The sequence below is a fragment of the Mesorhizobium sp. 113-3-9 genome, from assembly GCF_016756515.1.
In the GTDB taxonomy this organism is placed as follows: Bacteria; Pseudomonadota; Alphaproteobacteria; order Rhizobiales; family Rhizobiaceae; genus Mesorhizobium.
The window spans coordinates 4788192-4807584 of record NZ_AP023246.1 but is presented as its reverse complement, the minus strand read 5'-3'; the positions used below and the strand labels follow the sequence as shown (position 1 = coordinate 4807584).

21 protein-coding genes are annotated in these 19393 nt (G+C 62.3%); 18 read left to right on the top strand and 3 right to left on the bottom strand.

The annotated features are described in order from the left end of the window. Positions 1 to 163: 163 nt before the first annotated feature. The 5 genes from MesoLj_RS23485 (at position 164) to MesoLj_RS23465 (ending at position 3163) form a co-directional block, all read left to right on the top strand. Entirely contained in the window at positions 164 to 454 is a 291-nt protein-coding gene (locus tag MesoLj_RS23485) for a Dabb family protein (protein WP_140773883.1), read from the top strand. A 231-nt stretch (positions 455 to 685) separates the two neighbouring features. Then, the gene (locus MesoLj_RS23480) at positions 686 to 1576 is read left to right on the top strand and encodes a VOC family protein (protein ID WP_202322766.1); all 891 of its coding nucleotides are present in this window, start codon (positions 686 to 688) and stop codon (positions 1574 to 1576) included. Then, the gene (gene kdsA, locus MesoLj_RS23475; protein WP_140773881.1) at positions 1573 to 2424 is read left to right on the top strand and encodes a 3-deoxy-8-phosphooctulonate synthase; all 852 of its coding nucleotides are present in this window, start codon (positions 1573 to 1575) and stop codon (positions 2422 to 2424) included. Before MesoLj_RS23480 ends, kdsA begins: the two co-directional genes overlap by 4 nt. Positions 2425 to 2510: 86 nt before the next feature. Further along, a complete protein-coding gene (locus tag MesoLj_RS23470; RefSeq protein ID WP_056567944.1) occupies positions 2511 to 2714 on the top strand; it encodes a dodecin family protein in 204 nt (67 codons plus the stop codon). Positions 2715 to 2797: 83 nt separating this feature from the next. Then, positions 2798 to 3163: a PRC-barrel domain-containing protein gene (locus MesoLj_RS23465; protein ID WP_140773880.1), complete on the top strand. Its 366-nt coding sequence runs from the start codon at positions 2798 to 2800 to the stop codon at positions 3161 to 3163. 57 nt (positions 3164 to 3220) lie between these two features. Here MesoLj_RS23465 and MesoLj_RS36655 read toward each other — a convergent pair whose 3' ends face one another. Further along, complete coding sequence (locus MesoLj_RS36655; RefSeq protein WP_274609132.1) at positions 3221 to 3346, bottom strand: hypothetical protein; 126 nt, start codon at positions 3344 to 3346, stop codon at positions 3221 to 3223. Positions 3347 to 3545: 199 nt separating this feature from the next. On the opposite strand from MesoLj_RS36655, the gene eno reads away from it, so the two are divergent. From eno to MesoLj_RS23415, 10 genes are all read left to right on the top strand, one after another. Continuing rightward, the gene (gene eno / locus MesoLj_RS23460; RefSeq protein ID WP_056567941.1) at positions 3546 to 4820 is read left to right on the top strand and encodes a phosphopyruvate hydratase; all 1275 of its coding nucleotides are present in this window, start codon (positions 3546 to 3548) and stop codon (positions 4818 to 4820) included. 159 nt (positions 4821 to 4979) lie between these two features. Then, the gene (locus tag MesoLj_RS23455; RefSeq protein WP_140773879.1) at positions 4980 to 5303 is read left to right on the top strand and encodes an FtsB family cell division protein; all 324 of its coding nucleotides are present in this window, start codon (positions 4980 to 4982) and stop codon (positions 5301 to 5303) included. Between the two features lie 193 nt (positions 5304 to 5496). Then, the gene (gene pdhA / locus MesoLj_RS23450) at positions 5497 to 6534 is read left to right on the top strand and encodes a pyruvate dehydrogenase (acetyl-transferring) E1 component subunit alpha (protein WP_202322765.1); all 1038 of its coding nucleotides are present in this window, start codon (positions 5497 to 5499) and stop codon (positions 6532 to 6534) included. Positions 6535 to 6548: 14 nt separating this feature from the next. Beyond that, on the top strand, positions 6549 to 7934 hold the full coding sequence (locus MesoLj_RS23445) for a pyruvate dehydrogenase complex E1 component subunit beta (RefSeq protein ID WP_202322764.1): 1386 nt from the start codon (positions 6549 to 6551) through the stop codon (positions 7932 to 7934). 18 nt (positions 7935 to 7952) lie between these two features. Continuing rightward, positions 7953 to 9326, top strand: a complete 1374-nt coding sequence (locus MesoLj_RS23440) for a pyruvate dehydrogenase complex dihydrolipoamide acetyltransferase (protein ID WP_202322763.1) — start codon at positions 7953 to 7955, stop codon at positions 9324 to 9326. Between the two features lie 246 nt (positions 9327 to 9572). Further along, positions 9573 to 10208, top strand: a complete 636-nt coding sequence (locus MesoLj_RS23435) for an SGNH/GDSL hydrolase family protein (RefSeq protein ID WP_202322762.1) — start codon at positions 9573 to 9575, stop codon at positions 10206 to 10208. A 16-nt stretch (positions 10209 to 10224) separates the two neighbouring features. Further along, positions 10225 to 11670, top strand: coding sequence for a dihydrolipoyl dehydrogenase (lpdA, locus tag MesoLj_RS23430; protein ID WP_202322761.1), 1446 nt, complete (start codon positions 10225 to 10227; stop codon positions 11668 to 11670). Positions 11671 to 11769: 99 nt separating this feature from the next. Beyond that, on the top strand, positions 11770 to 12027 hold the full coding sequence (locus MesoLj_RS23425) for a GlsB/YeaQ/YmgE family stress response membrane protein (RefSeq protein ID WP_202322760.1): 258 nt from the start codon (positions 11770 to 11772) through the stop codon (positions 12025 to 12027). 137 nt (positions 12028 to 12164) lie between these two features. Next, positions 12165 to 13130 (top strand): lipoyl synthase, encoded by a 966-nt coding sequence (gene lipA / locus MesoLj_RS23420; RefSeq protein ID WP_202322759.1) that lies wholly within the window; start codon positions 12165 to 12167, stop codon positions 13128 to 13130. 110 nt (positions 13131 to 13240) lie between these two features. After that, positions 13241 to 13699 (top strand): type II toxin-antitoxin system RatA family toxin, encoded by a 459-nt coding sequence (locus tag MesoLj_RS23415; protein WP_202322758.1) that lies wholly within the window; start codon positions 13241 to 13243, stop codon positions 13697 to 13699. On the opposite strand, the gene MesoLj_RS23410 is transcribed toward MesoLj_RS23415, so the two are convergent. Further along, positions 13675 to 14184: a CinA family protein gene (locus MesoLj_RS23410; protein WP_202322757.1), complete on the bottom strand. Its 510-nt coding sequence runs from the start codon at positions 14182 to 14184 to the stop codon at positions 13675 to 13677. The genes MesoLj_RS23415 and MesoLj_RS23410 overlap by 25 nt on opposite strands. Further along, positions 14181 to 15404, bottom strand: coding sequence for a bifunctional 2-C-methyl-D-erythritol 4-phosphate cytidylyltransferase/2-C-methyl-D-erythritol 2,4-cyclodiphosphate synthase (locus MesoLj_RS23405; protein WP_202322756.1), 1224 nt, complete (start codon positions 15402 to 15404; stop codon positions 14181 to 14183). Before MesoLj_RS23405 ends, MesoLj_RS23410 begins: the two co-directional genes overlap by 4 nt. A 242-nt stretch (positions 15405 to 15646) precedes the next feature. On the opposite strand from MesoLj_RS23405, the gene dusB reads away from it, so the two are divergent. The 3 genes from dusB to ntrC are packed head-to-tail and all read left to right on the top strand — an operon-like array spanning position 15647 to position 19271. Next, positions 15647 to 16675 (top strand): tRNA dihydrouridine synthase DusB, encoded by a 1029-nt coding sequence (gene dusB / locus MesoLj_RS23400; RefSeq protein WP_202322755.1) that lies wholly within the window; start codon positions 15647 to 15649, stop codon positions 16673 to 16675. Continuing rightward, positions 16672 to 17814, top strand: a complete 1143-nt coding sequence (locus MesoLj_RS23395) for a two-component system sensor histidine kinase NtrB (protein ID WP_140773869.1) — start codon at positions 16672 to 16674, stop codon at positions 17812 to 17814. The genes dusB and MesoLj_RS23395 overlap by 4 nt, the downstream gene beginning before the upstream one ends. Then, positions 17811 to 19271, top strand: coding sequence for a nitrogen regulation protein NR(I) (gene ntrC / locus MesoLj_RS23390; RefSeq protein WP_010909344.1), 1461 nt, complete (start codon positions 17811 to 17813; stop codon positions 19269 to 19271). The genes MesoLj_RS23395 and ntrC overlap by 4 nt, the downstream gene beginning before the upstream one ends. The last annotated feature ends 122 nt before the right edge of the window (positions 19272 to 19393 follow it).

Below are 19393 nucleotides of genomic sequence, written 5' to 3'. Positions count from 1 at the left end.
CTCCCGACCTGGACGTCCCTTCCGAAGATCGCAGGCGTTGGTCACCGCGAGATGAGGTCCGGCACCATGCGGGCGCGTCGCAAGGACGCGTGGCGCCATGAACGGTTGACGCGAGGGGACCGCCGTCACTAAAGACCCCTGCATTCAGATCGAGGAGGCGGAATTGATCCGGCATATCGTTTTCTTCAGCGCCAGGCGCAAGGAGGATGTGGAGGCAGTGCGCAGCGGGCTTTTGGCGCTCGGCAATATTCCTCATTCCAGCCTCTTCGAGGTCACTTTGAACACCAAGGTCGACCCGCTGTCGGATGAAGTCGATGTCGTCGTCTACGCTGAGTTCGCCGATGACGCGGCGCTGGCCGCTTACAAGGCGCATCCGCTCTATGCGCAGACCACCAGCAAGGTCAAACCCTTGCGCGAACTGCGCTATTCCGCCGATGTCGTGGCCGGCAGCTGATCAAGCGCCTGTGGCAGTTGATCCAGCGCCCTGTTCCGGCAGGTGTCATTGTCGACGCCCCATCAGATAGCCCAAGGCGCGCTCTTCGAAGGTGAATCGCGAAGCCGGGACAATCGTCGAAGGCGCGGATCGGAGCATCTCCCGCACGGGGGATGCCGCGGCGTCAAATCCTGCTGCGGCGGATGAGAAGAACCTTGAACCGTTTTGCGGAATGATGCACATCGCGCCTGCATGACCCGAACAACAGCAGCCGGCATTCATCCGCTCGATCATCTGGTGCTGCCGACGCAGAACCTCGATGTGGCGCGAGCCCGGCTCACTTCGCTCGGCTTCGTCGTCGCCCCGACCGGCATCCATCCCTTTGGAACGGAAAACTGCTGCGTTTTCCTCGCCGACGGCACCTATCTGGAGCCGCTCGCGATTGGCAGCGAACAGGCCGCGATCAAGGCCGCCGGCGAGGGCAATGTCTTCGTCGCGCGCGACCGCCTCTACCGCGAAAGCCGCGGCGATGAGGGATTTTCCGCGGTGGTGCTGGGAACCGACAATGCCGAAGCCGACCATGTGCGCTATGTCGAGGCCGGCCTGTCGGCGGGAGGCACGCTGAGCTTTTCACGCGCTTTCACCGATACATCAGGCAAGAGCGACGTGGCGTCATTCAAGCTGGCCTTCGCCTCGGCCAATGACACAACCGATGCGTTCCTTTTTGCCTGCCAGCGCATCAATGCGCCTGATGTGGACCGCGCGGCCTTGCAGGCCCACACCAATGGCGCGACAGGCATTGTGGAAGTGGTGGCGCTCAGCGACCATCCAGCCGAACAGTCTCGGCTGATTTCCGTGGCGATGGGGAATGCCGCTGCCGGCGTGCAGGGCTCAGCGTTTCATTTGCCAAATGCAACGCTGAGCGTGCTCGATCCCGTGTCTTTCGCCGCGCGCTTTGGTGTTTCGGCCGGTTCACCCACCAAGCTCCGCTTCGCGGCGGTTGTCTTCGCGGTGCGCAGCGCCGATGCCACATCGAGCATGCTTGCAGCCAATGCCATCCAGCACGATATAGCGGGCACTGACATTGTCGTGCAGCCCGCATCCGGACAGGGCGCGGCTTTCATCTTCCGGGAGATCCAATGAGCAAGCCCAATTCGACGACGCCCAATTCGTCGGTAACGGTCGGCAATGTCGTCTTCGACAACAATGCGGCCTTGGCGCTGATCGCGGGCCCGTGTCAGTTCGAATCGCGCCAGCATGCCTTCGACATGGCCGGCGCGCTGAAGGAACTGACCGGCAGGCTCGGCATCGGCCTCGTCTACAAGACAAGTTACGACAAGGCCAACCGCACCTCGCTGTCGGCGACGCGCGGCGCCGGCATGGATGCCGCGCTTCCCGTCTTCGACGAACTGCGCAAGGCGTTTTCGCTTCCCGTGCTGACCGATGTCCACACCGAGGAGCAGTGCGCGATCGTCGCTCCGCATGTCGATGTGCTGCAGATACCTGCCTTCCTGTCGCGTCAGACCGACATGCTGGTCGCCGCGGCAAGGACCGGCAAGGTCATCAACGTCAAGAAGGGGCAATTCCTTGCGCCCTGGGACATGAAGAACGTGGTCGCCAAGATCACAGGTTCCGGCAACGCCAATGTCCTGACCACCGAGCGCGGCGCGTCCTTCGGCTACAACACGCTGGTATCCGACATGCGTGCCCTGCCGATCATGGCTGAAATCGGCGCTCCGGTGATTTTCGATGCCACGCACTCGGTCCAGCAGCCGGGCGGGCAGGGCGGTTCGTCTGGCGGTGAGCGTCGCTTTGTCGAAACCCTGGCTCGCGCGGCCGTCGCCGTCGGCGTTGCCGGCGTCTTCATCGAGACCCATCAGGATCCCGACAATTCGACCTCTTCCGACGGGCCGAACATGGTGCCGCTGAAGGACATGCCGGCGCTTCTCGAAAGGCTGATGGCCTTCGACCGGATAGCCAAGGGCCGCTGAGCGGGCGCTTCCTGCCAGCGCTTGTGGTGGACAGGGGCCGGTTGTACGCTTGGCCGGCAAATGAGCGTCTTGGCAGGAGGAAAGCCATGTCTGTTGCCCGCGTCACCGAAATTACCTCGTCATCGAAGAAGAGTTTTCAGGACGCCATCGAGAAGGGAATTGCCCGCGCGTCGAAAACCCTGAAGAACGTGGAAGGCGCCTGGATCCAGGATCAGAAGATCGTCGTCGAGGACGGCAAGATTTCGGCCTACCGCGTCAACATGAAGGTGACTTTCATTCTCGCGGAGTGACTGTCCGGCACTTAAAAAGTCGGGAACTTTCGCCCGTCCCCCTCATTGTCAAAGCAGTGTTCAACGACAATGAGGAGCAGACCATGACAACCCAGACAGGCCACACCGAAGCCATCGCCGCTTCGCGAGTCATCGGCACATCCGTCTACAACACCGAAGGCAAGAGCATCGGCAGCATCGAGGACATCATGCTCGACAAGACGTCGAACGGCATCATGTTCGCGGTGATCGGCTTTGGCGGTTTTCTCGGCATCGGCGAGAAGTACCACGCCGTTCCCTGGGCGAGTCTCGACTATGATGAAGACAAGGGCGGTTACGTCGTGCCCTTCTCGAAGGAACAGCTGAAGGCGGCGCCCGCCTATTCGATCAATGAACTGGCCGGCGCGGACGGTGAAAGCGCGCGTGATGCGTCGTATGAGTATTACAAGGTCACGCCCTACTGGCATTGACCCCACAGGCAAAAAGGGCCCCGTTTCGACGGGGCCCTTTTTGATTCAGCACCAACCTCATTCACTGATGCTCAAGGCCGGCAAGGTAACATTGGCCTTTGGCGGTGACTGCTGATTGTCGCATGATGTCAGCAACGCGACCGCGATCAGAAACAAACTGACAATACCGCTCAACTCGGACATGGCGAAACTCCTCCTGTTTCGCCCCGCGCGACAATAGCCATAACCCGAAATCGATGTCCGGGCGCATGACTTATGATGACAGAAATTTGCGCTTCGTGAATCGGGCCGGCGGCACTATTCGGCCATGGCCGGATTGCCTTTTGCGTCGCTTTGGCTAAGACGGGCGCGACCTTTCGTCAGATCAATCGGGGACATCGCAATGACCGCCATCATCGACATTGTCGGACGTGAAATCCTGGACAGCCGTGGAAACCCGACCGTCGAGGTCGATGTTGTACTCGAAGACGGTTCGATGGGCCGCGCAGCGGTGCCGTCAGGCGCCTCGACCGGCGCCCATGAGGCCGTCGAGCTTCGCGACGGCGGTGCCCGCTATCTCGGCAAGGGCGTGCTGAAGGCCGTGGAGGCGGTCAACGGCGAATTGTTCGAGGCGATCGGCGGCATGGAAGCCGAAAACCAGATCCACATCGACCAGACGATGATCGAACTCGACGGCACGCCCAACAAGAGCCGGCTCGGTGCCAACGCCATTCTGGGCGTTTCGCTGGCGGTGGCCAAGGCCGCGGCCGATGCCGCCGGCCTGCCGCTCTACCGTTATGTCGGCGGCACCAAGGCGCATATCCTGCCTGTGCCGATGATGAACATCATCAATGGCGGCGCGCATGCCGACAACCCGATCGATTTCCAGGAATTCATGATCCTGCCGGTCGGCGCGCCGACGCTGCGCGAAGGCGTGCGCTGGGGCTCTGAAATCTTCCACACGCTGCGCAAGAAGCTGAAGGATGCCGGCCACAATACCAATGTCGGTGACGAGGGCGGCTTTGCCCCGAACCTGAAGAGCGCGCCGGTGGCGCTCGATTTCATCATGGAATCGATCGAGAAGGCCGGCTTTAAGCCGGGCGAGGAGATCGCGCTCGGTCTCGATTGCGCCGCCACCGAATTCTTCAAGGACGGCAACTACGTCTATGAGGGCGAGAAGAAGACGCGTGACCCCAAGGCGCAGGCCAAGTACCTTGCCAAGCTTGCCGCCGACTATCCGATCATCTCGATCGAGGACGGCTTGGCCGAGGACGATTGGGAAGGCTGGAAGTACCTGACCGACCTGATCGGCAAGAAGACGCAGCTGGTCGGCGACGACCTTTTCGTCACCAACACGGCGCGCCTGCGCGACGGCATCCGCATGGGCGTTGCCAATTCGATCCTGGTCAAGGTCAACCAGATCGGCTCGCTGACCGAAACGCTCGACGCGGTCGAGACCGCCCACAAGGCTGGCTACACGGCTGTCATGTCGCATCGTTCCGGCGAGACCGAGGATTCGACCATCGCCGATCTCGCCGTCGCCACCAATTGCGGGCAGATCAAGACCGGTTCGCTGTCGCGCTCCGACCGCATGGCCAAGTACAACCAGTTGATCCGCATCGAGGAAGAGCTCGGCAAGCAGGCGCGCTACGCCGGCAAGTCGGTGATCAAGGGCTGATCCGAAACCATTGAACTCGGACGTTGAACGAAGGGCGGGATCATTCCCGCCCTTTTTCATTTCGCTGTCGCCGGGCAGGGCTCCGTAACCGTCCGTTAAGCACAATCGGGTGAAAAAGATCGTGAGCCGCATGAGTTCGCGGCCGCGAGGGAACGGGCCATGTGGACGCGTCAGCATAAGCAGAGAAATACCGGCCGGCTGATCATCCCTTCGCTTTGCGTCGTGTTCCTGGCCTATTTCGGCTTCCATGCCTATCACGGCGAATTCGGCATCAATTCGAAATATCAGCTGGAAGCCCAGACGGTTGCGTTGCAGGCGCAGCTCGATGCCGTCAAGGCGCGCCGGGTGGAGCTCGAGCGGCGCGTTCGGCTCATGCATGACGGTACGCTGGAAAAGGACATGCTCGACGAGCAGGCGCGCAGGGCGCTTAATCTGTCCCAGGCTGATGAGATCACCATCATGTTGCCGGCTTCGTCGAAATAACTGTATTTCAGTTAATCACCAATATTTTCAATGATTTTAATCGCTTAGGCGCATGCCAGCTATGCAAATTCGTCATGGCGCAACGCTGTAACGCGTGTTAGCCTTGCATAAATCGGTGGGGAGAGCTGATCTTCCCAGGGCGGATTTCATCCTGCCCTAATGTCCGCAAAGAGACGCCAACAGGGAGTGATGCATGGCCACCGCAGCCAGAAAAGCGCCTGCCAAATCGAAATCCGACGGCAAATCGGGTCTTTCCGCGCCCAAGCCCGCTGAATTCACCAAGGACGAAGAGCTTGCCGCCTACCGGCATATGCTGCTCATCCGCCGCTTCGAGGAAAAGGCCGGCCAGCTCTACGGCATGGGCTTCATCGGCGGCTTCTGCCATCTCTATATCGGCCAGGAAGCGGTCGTCACCGGCATGAAGATGGCGCTGATCGAAGGCGATCAGATGATCACCGCCTATCGCGACCACGGCCACATGCTGGCGATGGAGCTTTCTCCGCGCGGCGTCATGGCCGAACTGACCGGGCGCCGTGGCGGCCTGTCACGGGGCAAGGGCGGCTCCATGCACATGTTCTCCAAGGAGAAGCATTTTTACGGTGGCCACGGCATTGTCGGCGCGCAGGTTTCGCTCGGCACCGGGCTGGCTTTCGCCAACCGCTACCGCGACAACAACAATGTCTCGCTGACCTATTTCGGCGATGGCGCGGCCAACCAGGGCCAGGTCTATGAAAGCTTCAACATGGCCTCGCTGTGGAAGCTGCCGGTGATCTACATCATCGAGAACAACCGCTACGCCATGGGCACGTCGGTTTCGCGCTCTTCCGCGGAGACGGATTTCTCGCACCGGGGGGCGTCCTTCAAGATTCCAGGTATCCAGGTCGACGGCATGGATGTGCGCGCGGTCAAGGCCGCCGGCGAACTCGCCACCGAATGGTGCCGTGCCGGCAATGGCCCGCTGATCCTCGAAATGCAGACCTATCGCTATCGCGGCCACTCGATGTCGGATCCGGCGAAATACCGCTCGAAGGAAGAAGTACAGAAGATGCGCTCCGAGCATGACCCGATCGAGCAGGTCAAGGCGCGGCTGATCGAGAAGAAGTGGGCGGCCGAAGACGAATTGAAGACCATCGACAAGGAGGTTCGCGACATCGTCGCCGACGCCGCCGAGTTTGCCCAGAACGATGCGGAGCCGGATCCGTCCGAGCTCTGGACCGATATCGTATTGTAAGGGAGGGCCAGGACATGCCGATCGAAATTCTCATGCCCGCTCTCTCGCCGACCATGGAAGAGGGCAATCTTTCCAAGTGGTTGAAGAACGAGGGCGACAAGGTCGTCGCCGGCGACGTCATCGCCGAGATCGAAACCGACAAGGCGACGATGGAAGTCGAAGCCGTCGATGAAGGCACTCTGGCCAAGATCGTGGTTCCAGCCGGCACCGAAGGCGTCAAGGTCAACGCGGTGATCGCCGTGCTTGCGGTTGAAGGCGAAGACACCGACAAGGCCGGCGAAGGCATCGGCGAAGAGCCTGCCAAGGCTGAAACGGCTGCACCGGCGCCAATTGCGGCCAAGAGCGAGGCCGCGGCACCAGTCGCGGCGGCGCCGAAGACCGAGATCGCCGCCGATCCGGATATCCCTGCCGGCACCGAGATGGTCTCGACCACGGTGCGCGAAGCGCTGCGCGATGCCATGGCCGAGGAGATGCGCCGCGACGGCGATGTCTTCGTCATGGGCGAGGAGGTCGCCGAATACCAGGGCGCCTACAAGATCACGCAAGGGTTGCTGCAGGAGTTCGGACCGCGCCGCGTCGTCGACACGCCGATCACCGAGCACGGTTTTGCCGGCGTCGGCGTCGGTGCCGCGATGGCCGGGCTGAAGCCGATCGTCGAGTTCATGACCTTCAACTTCGCCATGCAGGCGATCGACCAGATCATCAATTCGGCCGCCAAGACGCTCTATATGTCGGGCGGCCAGATGGGGGCGCCGATCGTGTTTCGCGGACCTAACGGCGCTGCCGCCCGTGTCGCCGCCCAGCACTCGCAGTGCTACGCCGCCTGGTACAGCCACATTCCGGGCCTGAAGGTGGTGATGCCGTATACGGCCGCCGACGCCAAGGGCTTGCTGAAAGCCGCGATCCGCGACCCCAACCCGATCATCTTCCTTGAGAACGAAATCCTCTACGGCCAGTCCTTCGACGTGCCCAAGCTCGATGATTTCGTGCTGCCGATCGGCAAGGCGCGCATCCACAAGCAAGGCAAGGACGTCACCATCGTGTCGTTCGGCATCGGCATGACCTATGCGGTCAAGGCGGAAGCGGAATTGCGCGGCATGGGAATCGACGCCGAGATCATCGATCTCAGGACCATCCGCCCGCTCGATCTCGACACGATCATCGCCTCGGTCAAGAAGACCAATCGGCTGGTCGTGGTGGAAGAGGGCTTCCCGCAGAACTCGGTCGGCGACCACATCGCCAACCAGGTCTCGCAGCGTGCCTTCGATTTCCTCGACGCGCCGGTCATCACCATTGCCGGCAAGGATGTGCCGATGCCTTATGCGGCCAACCTCGAAAAACTGGCACTGCCGAATGTCGGCGAGGTCATCGAGGCGGTCAAAGCCGTCACGTATCGCTGAACCGGGCGGGAGGTCAAAATGCCAATCAACATCACCATGCCGGCGCTCTCGCCCACGATGGAAGAGGGCAATCTTTCGAAGTGGCTGGTCAAGGAAGGCGACAAGGTTTCGCCAGGCGACGTCATCGCCGAGATCGAGACCGACAAGGCGACGATGGAAGTGGAAGCCGTCGATGAGGGCACGGTAGCCAAGCTCGTCGTCCCCGCAGGCACCGAAGGCGTCAAGGTCAATGCGCTGATTGCGGTCCTTGCTGCCGAAGGCGAGGACGCAGGCGCCGCCGCGAAAAGCGGTGGTGGTGCCGCACCGGCGAAAGCCGAGGCGCCGAAGGCGGATGCCAAGGCTGAAGTAATAAAGGCCGATGTGCCGAAGGCCGAACCTGCCGCCCCCGCGCCCAAGGCTGAGGCGACTCCGGTCGCCAATGGTCATGCGGCTGGCGAGCGCACCTTTGCCTCGCCGCTCGCGCGCCGCATCGCCAAGGAGGCCGGCGTCGATGTGTCTGGAGTGACCGGCACCGGCCCGCATGGGCGGGTGGTGAAGGCCGATGTCGACGCGGCGATTGCCGGTGGCGGTGCCAAGGCGGCGCCCGCGGCCAAGGCTCCGGCCGGCGCGCCGGCTGCTGCTTCCGCTCCCGCCGTGAAGGCGATGTCGGACGACCAGGTGCTGAAGCTCTTCGAGGAGGGTTCCTACGACCTCGTCCCGCACGACAATATGCGCAAGACCATTGCGCGCCGCCTCGTCGAGGCCAAGACCACCATTCCGCATTTCTACCTGACGCTGGACTGCGAGCTCGATGCGCTGCTGGCATTGCGCACGCAGATCAATGCCGCCGCCCCGATGAAGAAGACCGACAAGGGCGAGGCTCCCGCCTACAAGCTGTCGGTCAACGACATGGTCATCAAGGCGATGGCGATGGCGCTGAAGGCGGTGCCGGATGCCAATGCCTCATGGACCGAAACCGCCATGGTCAGGCACAAGCATGCCGATGTCGGCGTCGCCGTCTCGATCCCCGGCGGCCTGATCACGCCGATCATTCGACATGCCGACGAGAAGTCGCTGTCCACCATCTCCAACGAGATGAAAGATCTGGCGAGCCGTGCGCGCAGCCGCAAGCTGAAGCCGGAAGAGTATCAGGGCGGCACCACGGCGGTGTCGAACCTCGGCATGTTCGGCATCAAGGACTTCGCCGCCGTCATCAACCCGCCGCACGCGACGATCCTGGCGGTCGGTGCCGGTGAGGAGCGGGCCGTGGTCAAGAACGGCGAGATCAGAGTAGCCACCGTGATGTCGGTGACGCTGTCGACGGACCATCGTGCCGTCGACGGGGCACTTGGCGCCGAACTGCTGGTCGCCTTCAAGCGGTTGATCGAAAACCCGATGGGCATGCTGGTCTAGGCAAGGGGAGAGGCGGTGCGGAAATTCTTCACCAGCCTTTTCGCCTTCATCCTTTCCGGATTCGCCGGCGGCGTTGGGGGCACAGCAACCGGCTGTCATCGCCAACGCACAGGAAGAGTACATCCTGGTGTTCTTGCTCTCAGCATTGGTAACGGTTGTCTTCACCCTCGTCTTTTCGTTGAGCGATGGCTTTTCGTGCGCTGGCGAGCAGGGCGCGGTTTGATTGAAGCAAGACGGGTTGAACGGATGAAGACGGTGCTTTGCTACGGCGATTCGCTGACCTGGGGTTACAATGCCGAGGGTGGCCGCCATCCGCTGCAGGATCGCTGGCCAAGCGTGCTGCAGGCTGGGCTTGGCGGCGGCGTCCAGGTCATCGCCGACGGCCTCAATGGCCGCACCACGGCCTTCGACGATCATCTGGCTGGGGCGGACCGCAACGGCGCACGGCTGTTGCCGACGGTGCTGACGACACACGCGCCGGTCGACCTGATCGTCATCATGCTCGGTGCCAACGACATGAAGCCGTGGATCCACGGCAATCCGGTCGCGGCCAAGCAAGGCATCCAGCGGCTTATCGACATCGTGCGTGGCCATGACTATCCGTTCGACTGGCCGGCGCCACAAATACTCATTGTGTCGCCACCCGTTGTAAGCCGCACCGAAAATGCCGACTTCAAGGAAATGTTTGCCGGCGGTGACGATGCTTCCAGGCACCTGGCACCGCAATATGCGGCGTTGGCCGACGAAGTCGGTTGCGGTTTCTTCGATGCCGGCACCGTGGCGCAAACCACACCGCTCGACGGCGTCCATCTCGACGCCGAAAACACGCGAAACATCGGCAAGGCGCTGACACCGGTCGTGCGCGTCATGCTGGAATTGTGATTGAAGGAGAAAAATCGTGGCTGAGAACTACGACGTCATCATCATCGGCTCCGGCCCGGGCGGCTATGTCACGGCGGTGCGTTCCGCCCAGCTTGGCTTCAAGACGGCGATCGTCGAGCGCGAGCATCTCGGCGGCATCTGCCTCAACTGGGGCTGCATTCCGACCAAGGCGCTGCTGCGCTCGGCCGAGATCATGCACTATTCCGATCATCTGAAGGATTACGGCCTGAAGCTCGACGGCAAAGTCAGCGTCGACACATCGGCCGTCGTCGACCGGTCGCGCAAAGTCTCGCTGCGGCTCAATGGCGGCGTTGCCTTCCTGATGAAGAAGAACAAGGTCGACGTCATCTGGGGCGAAGCCAAGCTGTCTAAGCCGGGCGAGATTGTCGTGTCCAAGACCGCCAAGAAGCCGATGGAGCCGCAACCCCCGGTGCCGAAGGGCGTCAAGGGCGAGGGCACCTACACCGCCAAGCACATCATCCTGGCGACCGGTGCGCGGCCGCGCGCGCTGCCTGGCATCGAGCCGGACGGCAAGCTGATCTGGACCTATTTTGAAGCCATGGTGCCGAAGGAGATGCCAAAATCGCTGCTGGTGATGGGCTCGGGCGCCATCGGCATCGAATTCGCCTCCTTCTACCGCACCATGGGTGCCGACGTGACGGTCGTCGAATTGTTGCCGGCGGTGATGCCGGTCGAGGATGCCGAAGTCTCGAAATTCGCGCAAAGGCAGTTCGAGAAGCAAGGCATGAAGATCATCCTCGAGGCCAAGGTGACCAAGGTCGAAAAGGGGGCCAATTCGGTCACCGCGCATGTCGAGATGAAGGACGGCAAGGTCGAGAAGATCACCGCCGACCGCATGATTTCGGCCGTCGGCGTGCAGGGCAACATCGAGAATCTCGGCCTTGAAGCGCTTGGGGTGAAGACCGATCGCGGCTGTGTCGTGGTCGACGGCTATGGCAAGACGAACGTACCCGGCATCTACGCCATCGGCGATGTCGCCGGCCCGCCGATGCTTGCCCACAAGGCCGAGCATGAGGGCGTCGTGTGCGTCGAGAAGATCGCCAATTTCCCTGGCGTGCATGCCATCGACAAGCTCAAGATCCCCGGCTGCACCTACTGCAATCCGCAGGTCGCCTCTGTCGGCCTGACGGAAGCCAAGGCCAAGGCCGAGGGCAAGGATATCCGCGTCGGCCGCTTCCAGTTCGCCGCCAACGGCAAGGCGATCGCGCTGGGCGAGGACCAGGGCTTCATCAAGACAATCTTCGACAAGAAGACCGGTCAACTGCTCGGCGCGCACATGGTCGGCGCCGAAGTGACCGAACTGATCCAGGGTTTTGTCGTGGCTATGAACCTCGAAACGACCGAGGAAGAACTGATGCACACCATCTTCCCGCATCCGACGCTGTCGGAGATGATGAAGGAAAGCGTGCTCGACGCCTATGGCCGCGCATTGAACGCATGATAGATTCGCCACAAGAGACTCAGCCGCGAAAGCCGCAGGATCTCTTCGGCAGCGTAGTTCGTTTCCGGATGCATTTTTACGTGCGCAAGGAGAAGGCAAATGCACTTGAACGGCGTGGGCTGGATCGCAGCCATCGTCATCGGCGGCCTGGCAGGCTGGCTCGCCGAGATGGTCATGAAGAGCAACACCGGCATTTTCATGAACATTATCATGGGTATCGTCGGCGCAGTGGTGCTGAACGCAATCCTGCAGGCTCTCAATATCGGCGTGTTCGGCGTCGGCTGGACCGCCTATCTGATCACCGGCTTCATCGGTGCCTGCCTGCTGATCTGGGTCGCACGCCTGGTGCGCCGCTAAAGGCATATCGTTCCCGCTATGCAAAAACGGTTGTAGCGGCATGCGCCGCTGCAGCCTTTTTCTTTATACCGAAAAGTCCTAGATGACGTAAAAGTGACGATCGCCGACGGGCGATCGCGAGAAAAGCCAGGGTTCAGATGGTCACTGTCCTCGACACGATCGCCAACGCGCCGCGACTGCGGCATCCCGAGAAGGCGCACAAGCCCGACCAGGAAGTTTTGCGCAAACCGGATTGGATCCGCGTCAAGGCGCCGGTCTCGAAGGGCTATGCCGAGACGCGTGAGATCGTCAAATCCCACAAGCTGGTGACGGTCTGCGAAGAGGCCGGGTGCCCCAACATTGGTGAATGCTGGGAAAAGAAGCACGCCACCTTCATGATCATGGGCGAGATCTGCACCCGCGCCTGTGCCTTCTGCAATGTCGCCACCGGCATTCCGACCGCGCTCGACCCTGATGAGCCTGCCCGCGTTGCGCATGCCGTCAAGCAGATGGGGCTCAGCCACGTCGTCATCACCTCGGTCGACCGCGACGATCTCGCCGATGGCGGCGCGCAGCACTTCGCCGACGTTATCCGGGCCATCCGCGCGGCAACGCCATCGACCACCATCGAAATCCTGACGCCCGATTTCCTGCGCAAGGACGGTGCGCTAGAGATCGTGGTGGCGGCCAGGCCCGACGTCTTCAACCACAATCTCGAAACCGTGCCGTCCAACTATCTTAAGGTCCGGCCGGGTGCGCGCTATTTCCACTCGATCCGATTGTTGCAGCGGGTCAAGGAACTCGAACCGTCGATCTTCACCAAGTCCGGCATCATGGTCGGGCTGGGCGAGGAGCGGAATGAAATCCTGCAGCTGATGGACGATCTGCGTTCAGCCAATGTCGACTTCATGACCATCGGCCAATATCTGCAGCCGTCGAAGAAGCACCACCCGGTGATCCGCTTCGTCACCCCGGAGGAATTCAAATCCTTTGAGACGATCGGCCGGACCAAGGGTTTTCTGCTGGTGGCATCGAGCCCGCTGACGCGTTCATCGCACCACGCCGGCGACGATTTCGCCCGGCTACGCGCGGCGCGGGAAGCGCAGCTCCAGAAATCGCTCTGATGCATGTCGCCCAAAGTGACCTCGGTTTGGGAGAACGACATGCATAAAAACGAAGATTCTGAAGCGCGTCGCATGAATCCGTTTCGACGCGACCCGCTTTAGAGCCGTTCATGCCGAAATTCGAAGCCACCCGCCGCGTTAGCCATACGCCGCAGCAGATGTTTGCGCTGGTTGCCGATGTCGAGGCCTATCCGCAATTCCTGCCGCTTTGCGAAGCGCTGACGGTGCGCTCGCGCAAGGAGCGTGATGGGCGTACCGTTCTCGTCGCCGACATGAGCATCGGCTACAAGGCCATCCGCGAAACCTTCACGACGCAGGTGCTGCTGAAGCCCGACGAGAACGCCATCGATGTGAAGTACATCGACGGCCCGTTCAAATATCTGAGCAATGTCTGGCGCTTCGAGCCCGATGGGGCCGGCTGTGCCGTCCGCTTCTTCATCGACTATGAGTTCAAGAGCCGCATCCTGGGCGCGGTGATGGGCACCATGTTCGACCGCGCCTTTCGCATGTTCGCCGAGGCTTTCGAAAAGCGCGCCGACGTCATTTATGGGGTTGCGCCGTCGGCCTGATGCTGGCCAAGCGCACGCAGACCCAACTCCAGGGCGTGCCTGACCGTCTCGCGGCGGATGAAAGCACGGCCCTTGTCGGCGAACAGCTGGCGTTCGGCGGTCACCGTTTGGCCAGCCAGGCCGACGCCAAACCAGACCAGGCCGACAGGTTTTTCCGCCGAACCGCCGCCAGGCCCGGCGATCCCGGTAACCGCCAGGGTCAACCCCGCGCGCGAGCGGGAAAGCGCACCGGCGGCCATCTCGATCGCTGTCTCGCCGGAAACCGCGCCATGCGCATCGAGCGTGGCGGCGGAAACCCCAAGCATGTCCATCTTGGCTTCGTTGGAATAGGTGATGAAGCCGCGATCGACCACGGCGGATGAGCCTGCAATGTCGGTCAGCGCGGCAATGATCATGCCTCCCGTGCAGCTTTCCGCCGTCGCTACCATGATGCCGCGCGCGCGGCAGGCCTCGAACAGGGCAAATGCCAGCTCGCCGTTGCTCATTCCGGCACCTCGCCGGGGAAGACCACGCTGGCGGTGGCGATCGCCGCAATACCTTCCTCGCGGCCGACGAAGCCGAGTTTTTCGTTGGTTGTCGCCTTGATCGAGATGCGGTCGGCGGAAATCCCCAGCATCTGCGACAGGGCAGATGTCATCGCCTCGCGGTGCGGGCCGACACGCGGCGCTTCACAGATCAGCGTGATGTCGGCATTGGCGATGCGTCCGCCGCGCTCGCGCACCACTCTCGCCGCATGTTCGACGAATATCCGCGACGCAGCACCCTTCCACTGCGGATCGGACGGAGGAAAATGCGTGCCGATGTCGCCGGCGCCGCAGGTCGCCAGCAGCGCATCGGTCAAGGCGTGCAGGCCGACATCGGCATCGGAATGGCCCGACAATTTCTTGTCGTGCGGGATGGCGACGCCGCACAGGGTCACGTGATCGCCGGCCTCGAAGGCATGGACATCATAGCCGTTGCCGGTGCGGATGTCGGGGAAGTGTGTTCGTTCGCTGGAAAGTCGCTGGTGCGCCATGGCGATGTCCCGTGCCCAGGTGAGTTTGACATTGTCCGGCGAGCCCGGAACGAGCTTGACCGGAATATGCGCCCATTCGGCGATGGCCGCGTCGTCGGTGAAGTCGAGCTTGCCCAGCTGATGGGCCTTGTCGTGCGCGGCAAGGATCGGTCCGTAGGGAAAACCTTGCGGGGTTTGCGCCGCGTGCAGCCCGCTGCGGGAAACGGTTTCCGCCACGACGCCGGATGCCGACTCGCGCTTCAGCGTGTCGGCAACGGGCAGCGCAGGCAACGCCCCCTCGTGTTCGCTGATGGCCGCGATGGTGCGGTCGATCAAGTCCGCGTCGACGAAGGGGCGGACGGCATCGTGAATCAGAACCTGGTCCGGCGCGTTGCCCTTCAGCGCCAGCAGCCCGAGCCGGACGGACTCCTGCCTGGTCGGCCCGCCGATGACGGCGATGACACGCTGGGCCTGGGCGCCCGCCGCCTGCCGGAACAGTTCGTGATCGTCGGCGTGGATGGCGACGACAATCTGACCGGTTCGCGGATGGGCAAGAAACATCTCCAGCGTATGCGCAATGACGGCGCGGCCGCCGATGTTCTGGTATTGCTTGGGTCCGTTGGCCTGCCCGGCACGAGCGCCGCGGCCGGCGGCGACGATCACCACCGCAACCCCACCTGTCGCGCTCGAGTTTTCACTTCCGTCAGTCATGGCGATTGGCTTAGCGCACGATCCCCAAAAGTGTAATTGGTTTTCCGAAAAGATCGTGCGTCAAATATGAATTCCAAAGTGTCCACGACGCGTCCTCAAGGGCGCAGGGCGGTCCGGGTCACGACAACACCGAAGGCCGGCATTTTCCCAATTGCGCCTTAATGTGGCGTCATTCCGCGTTGCACATTGTGGCGGTTCTGGCTAGAGAATGTGCAACGAATGGACGTGCTTGGTTTTTGTGCATGGTTAACCTGACCAAATTGGCCGCGCCTCTCGACGTCGGCGGCGTGGAAATCCGCAATCGCGTGTTCCTCGCGCCGATGTCGGGTATTACCGACGAGCCTTTCCGGCAGCGCGCCCATGCGCATGGCGCCGGCCTTGTCGTGTCCGAAATGGTGGCAAGCGGCGAACTCGCCAAGGGCAGGGCCGGCTTCGACCTGCGCATACGTCATTCCGGCCTGCCCGTCCATATGGTGCAGCTTGCGGGCCGCGAGGCCGCCCATATGGCCGAAGGCGCGCGGATCGCCGCCGGCGAGGGCGCCGACATCATCGATATCAACATGGGTTGCCCGGCCAAGAAGGTTACCGGCGGCTATGCCGGCTCGGCATTGATGCTCGACCTCGACCATGCGCTGTCGTTGATCGAGGCCGTGGTCGGCGCGGTCAAGGTGCCGGTGACGGTCAAGATGCGGCTGGGCTGGGACGAAGGTGCGCTCAATGCGCCCCTCCTGGCGCGCCGTGCCGAGCAAGCGGGCGTCCAGATGGTGACGGTGCATGGCCGCACGCGCTGCCAGTTCTATCAGGGCAAGGCCGACTGGCGTGCCATTGCTCGCGTCAAGGAAGCGGTGTCGATTCCCGTCGTTGCCAACGGCGATGTCTGCTCCCCGGCCGAAGCGGCCACCATTCTCGAGCAATCCGGCGCCGATGCCGTGATGGTGGGCCGCGCGCATTATGGCGCGCCCTGGATCGCCGGTGGCATCGCAGCCGCGGCGGCAGATGAAACGGCGGTCGACATACCGCAAAGTCCCGCGGCATTGGCCGACTATGTCGTCGCCCACTACGAGGACATGCTGGCGCTTTATGGCGTCGAGAGCGGTTTGCGGCAGGCGCGCAAGCATCTGGGCTGGTATCTCGATCGCCATGCCGTTGGCGTTGCCGACGACGACCGGAAAGCCATCCTGACCACGTTCGAGCCGGCCCGCGTCATTGCCTTGCTGCGAAATGTGTTCTCGCGAGATCCGCAACCCTTGAACCTGCGGAGCGCCGCATGAACGCCACCGCAGGCCAGGTCGCTGAAATGGCGGATGCCGCCCAGATCGTTCTCAACACCATCCGGCGTCCGGTGATCATGATCAGCGAGGAGGGGTTCATCACCTTTGCCAACGCCGATGCCGAGGACTTCTTTCGCTCCAGCGCGACCATGCTGGCGCGCAACACGCTGTCCAAGCTGATCCCCTTCGGCAGTCCGCTGCTGACCCTTGTCGATCAGGTGCGCGAGCGCCGGGCTCCGGTCAACGAGTATCGCGTCGATGTGTCGTCGCCGCGCCTGGGCATCGAGAAGGTCGTCGATCTCTATGTCGCGCCGGTGCCGGAATTCCCGGGCTCTGTCGTGGTCATGTTCCAGGAACGCTCGATGGCCGACAAGATCGACCGGCAGATGACGCATCGTGGTGCGGCGCGCTCGGTGACCGGCCTGGCGGCGATGCTTGCCCATGAAATCAAGAACCCGCTCTCGGGCATTCGCGGTGCTGCCCAGTTGCTCGAACTGTCGGCCTCCGACGAGGACCGCGCTCTGACCCGGCTGATCACCGACGAGACGGACCGTATCGTGTCGCTGGTCGATCGCATGGAGGTGTTTTCCGACGAGCGGCCGATCGACCGTTACCCCGTCAACATCCACGTCGTGCTCGACCATGTCAAGGCGATCGCCAAGAACGGTTTTGCAAAGAAAATCAGGATATTGGAAGACTATGATCCATCATTGCCTCCGGTATTCGCCAACCGCGACCAGCTGATCCAGGTGTTCCTGAACCTGGTCAAGAACGCCGCTGAGGCGATTGGCAGCGACCCGCAGGGGGAGATCGTGCTGTCGACCGCCTTCCGGCCGGGCATCCGCGTTTCGGTTCCGGGCACGCAGGACCGCGTATCGCTGCCGCTGGAATTCTGCGTGCGCGACAATGGCTCCGGCGTCTCGGAGGACATCCTGCCGATCCTGTTCGATCCCTTCATCACCACCAAGCCGAACGGCTCGGGGCTGGGGCTGGCACTCGTCGCCAAGATCGTCGGCGAGCATGGCGGCATCATCGAATGCGACTCGACCCCACGCGGAACCACCTTCCGCATCCTGATGCCGGCCTGGAAGGAAACGCCATTCGGTGCCGATGAAGACGGCGAAGGAGACCGCAAATGACCGCCCGCGGCAATATTCTCGTCGCCGATGACGATGCGGCGATCCGCACCGTGCTCAATCAGGCCCTTTCTCGCGTCGGCCATGAGGTGCGCGTCACCTCCAATGCCTCGACCTTGTGGCGTTGGGTGGCGGCGGGTGAGGGCGACCTCGTCATTACCGACGTGGTGATGCCGGACGAAAACGCCTTCGACATGCTGCCGCGTATCAAGAAGGCGCGGCCGGAGCTGCCGGTTATCGTCATGAGCGCCCAGAACACGTTCATGACGGCGATTCGCGCATCCGAAACCGGCGCCTATGAATATCTGCCAAAACCGTTCGACCTGACCGAACTCCTCAACATCGTCAACCGGGCGCTGTCGGAGCCGCGACGCCCGAAGATCGATGCGCGGCCGGATGAGCAGCCTGAAACGATGCCGCTGGTCGGCCGCTCGGCGGCCATGCAGGACATCTACCGCATGCTGGCGCGCATGATGCAGACCGACCTGACGGTGATGATCTCGGGTGAATCCGGCACCGGCAAGGAACTGGTGGCGCGTGCGCTGCATGAATATGGCCGCCGTCGCGGCGGCCCGTTCGTTGCCATCAACATGGCGGCGATCCCGCGCGACCTGATAGAATCAGAACTGTTCGGGCACGAGAAGGGCGCTTTCACCGGCGCCCAGAACCGCTCCACCGGCCGTTTCGAACAAGCCGAGGGCGGCACCCTTTTCCTCGACGAGATCGGCGACATGCCGATGGAGGCGCAGACGCGCCTGCTGCGCGTCCTGCAGCAGGGCGAATATACGACGGTCGGCGGCCGTACGCCTATCAAGACCGACGTGCGCATTGTCGCCGCCACCAACAAGGATCTGCGCACCCTGATCAACCAGGGACTGTTCCGTGAGGATCTGTTCTACCGCCTCAACGTCGTGCCCCTCAGGCTGCCGGCATTGCGCGAGCGGTCCGAGGACGTGCCAGACCTCGTGCGCCACTTCTTCAAGCTTGGCGAGATGGAGGGGCTGCAGACCAAGCGCATCTCGTCCGGCGGCATTGAGCTGATGAAGCGCTACCCATGGCCGGGCAATGTGCGCGAACTGGAAAACCTCGTTCGCCGGCTGGCCGCCCTCTATTCGCAAGACGAGATTTCCGCCGAGATCATCGAGGCGGAGCTCAAGACCGGGGAACGGCCCGTGGTCCCCGGCGGCGGTAACCTCATCCCCGACGACCTCTCCATCGGCCAGGCTGTCGAGCATTTCCTGCAGCGCTATTTCGCCTCGTTTGCCGGCGAATTGCCGCCGGCCGGGCTCTATCAGCGCATCCTGTCCGAAGTCGAATATCCGTTGGTCCTGGCCTCGATGACGGCGACTCGCGGCAACCAGATCAAGGCAGCGGAGCTGCTGGGCCTGAACCGCAACACGCTGCGCAAGAAGATTCGCGAACTCGGCGTCAATGTCTATAAATCGTCGCGGCCAGGCTGAGCGCTGATCCGATCCGGCTCTTTTCAGGGGACTGAGCGGCGAAAGATTTCCGCCATTGTCACACTTGTTGCATAATCGCCACAATGCGTTGCATAGATCGGACGCAATCATTGGCTCCAAGA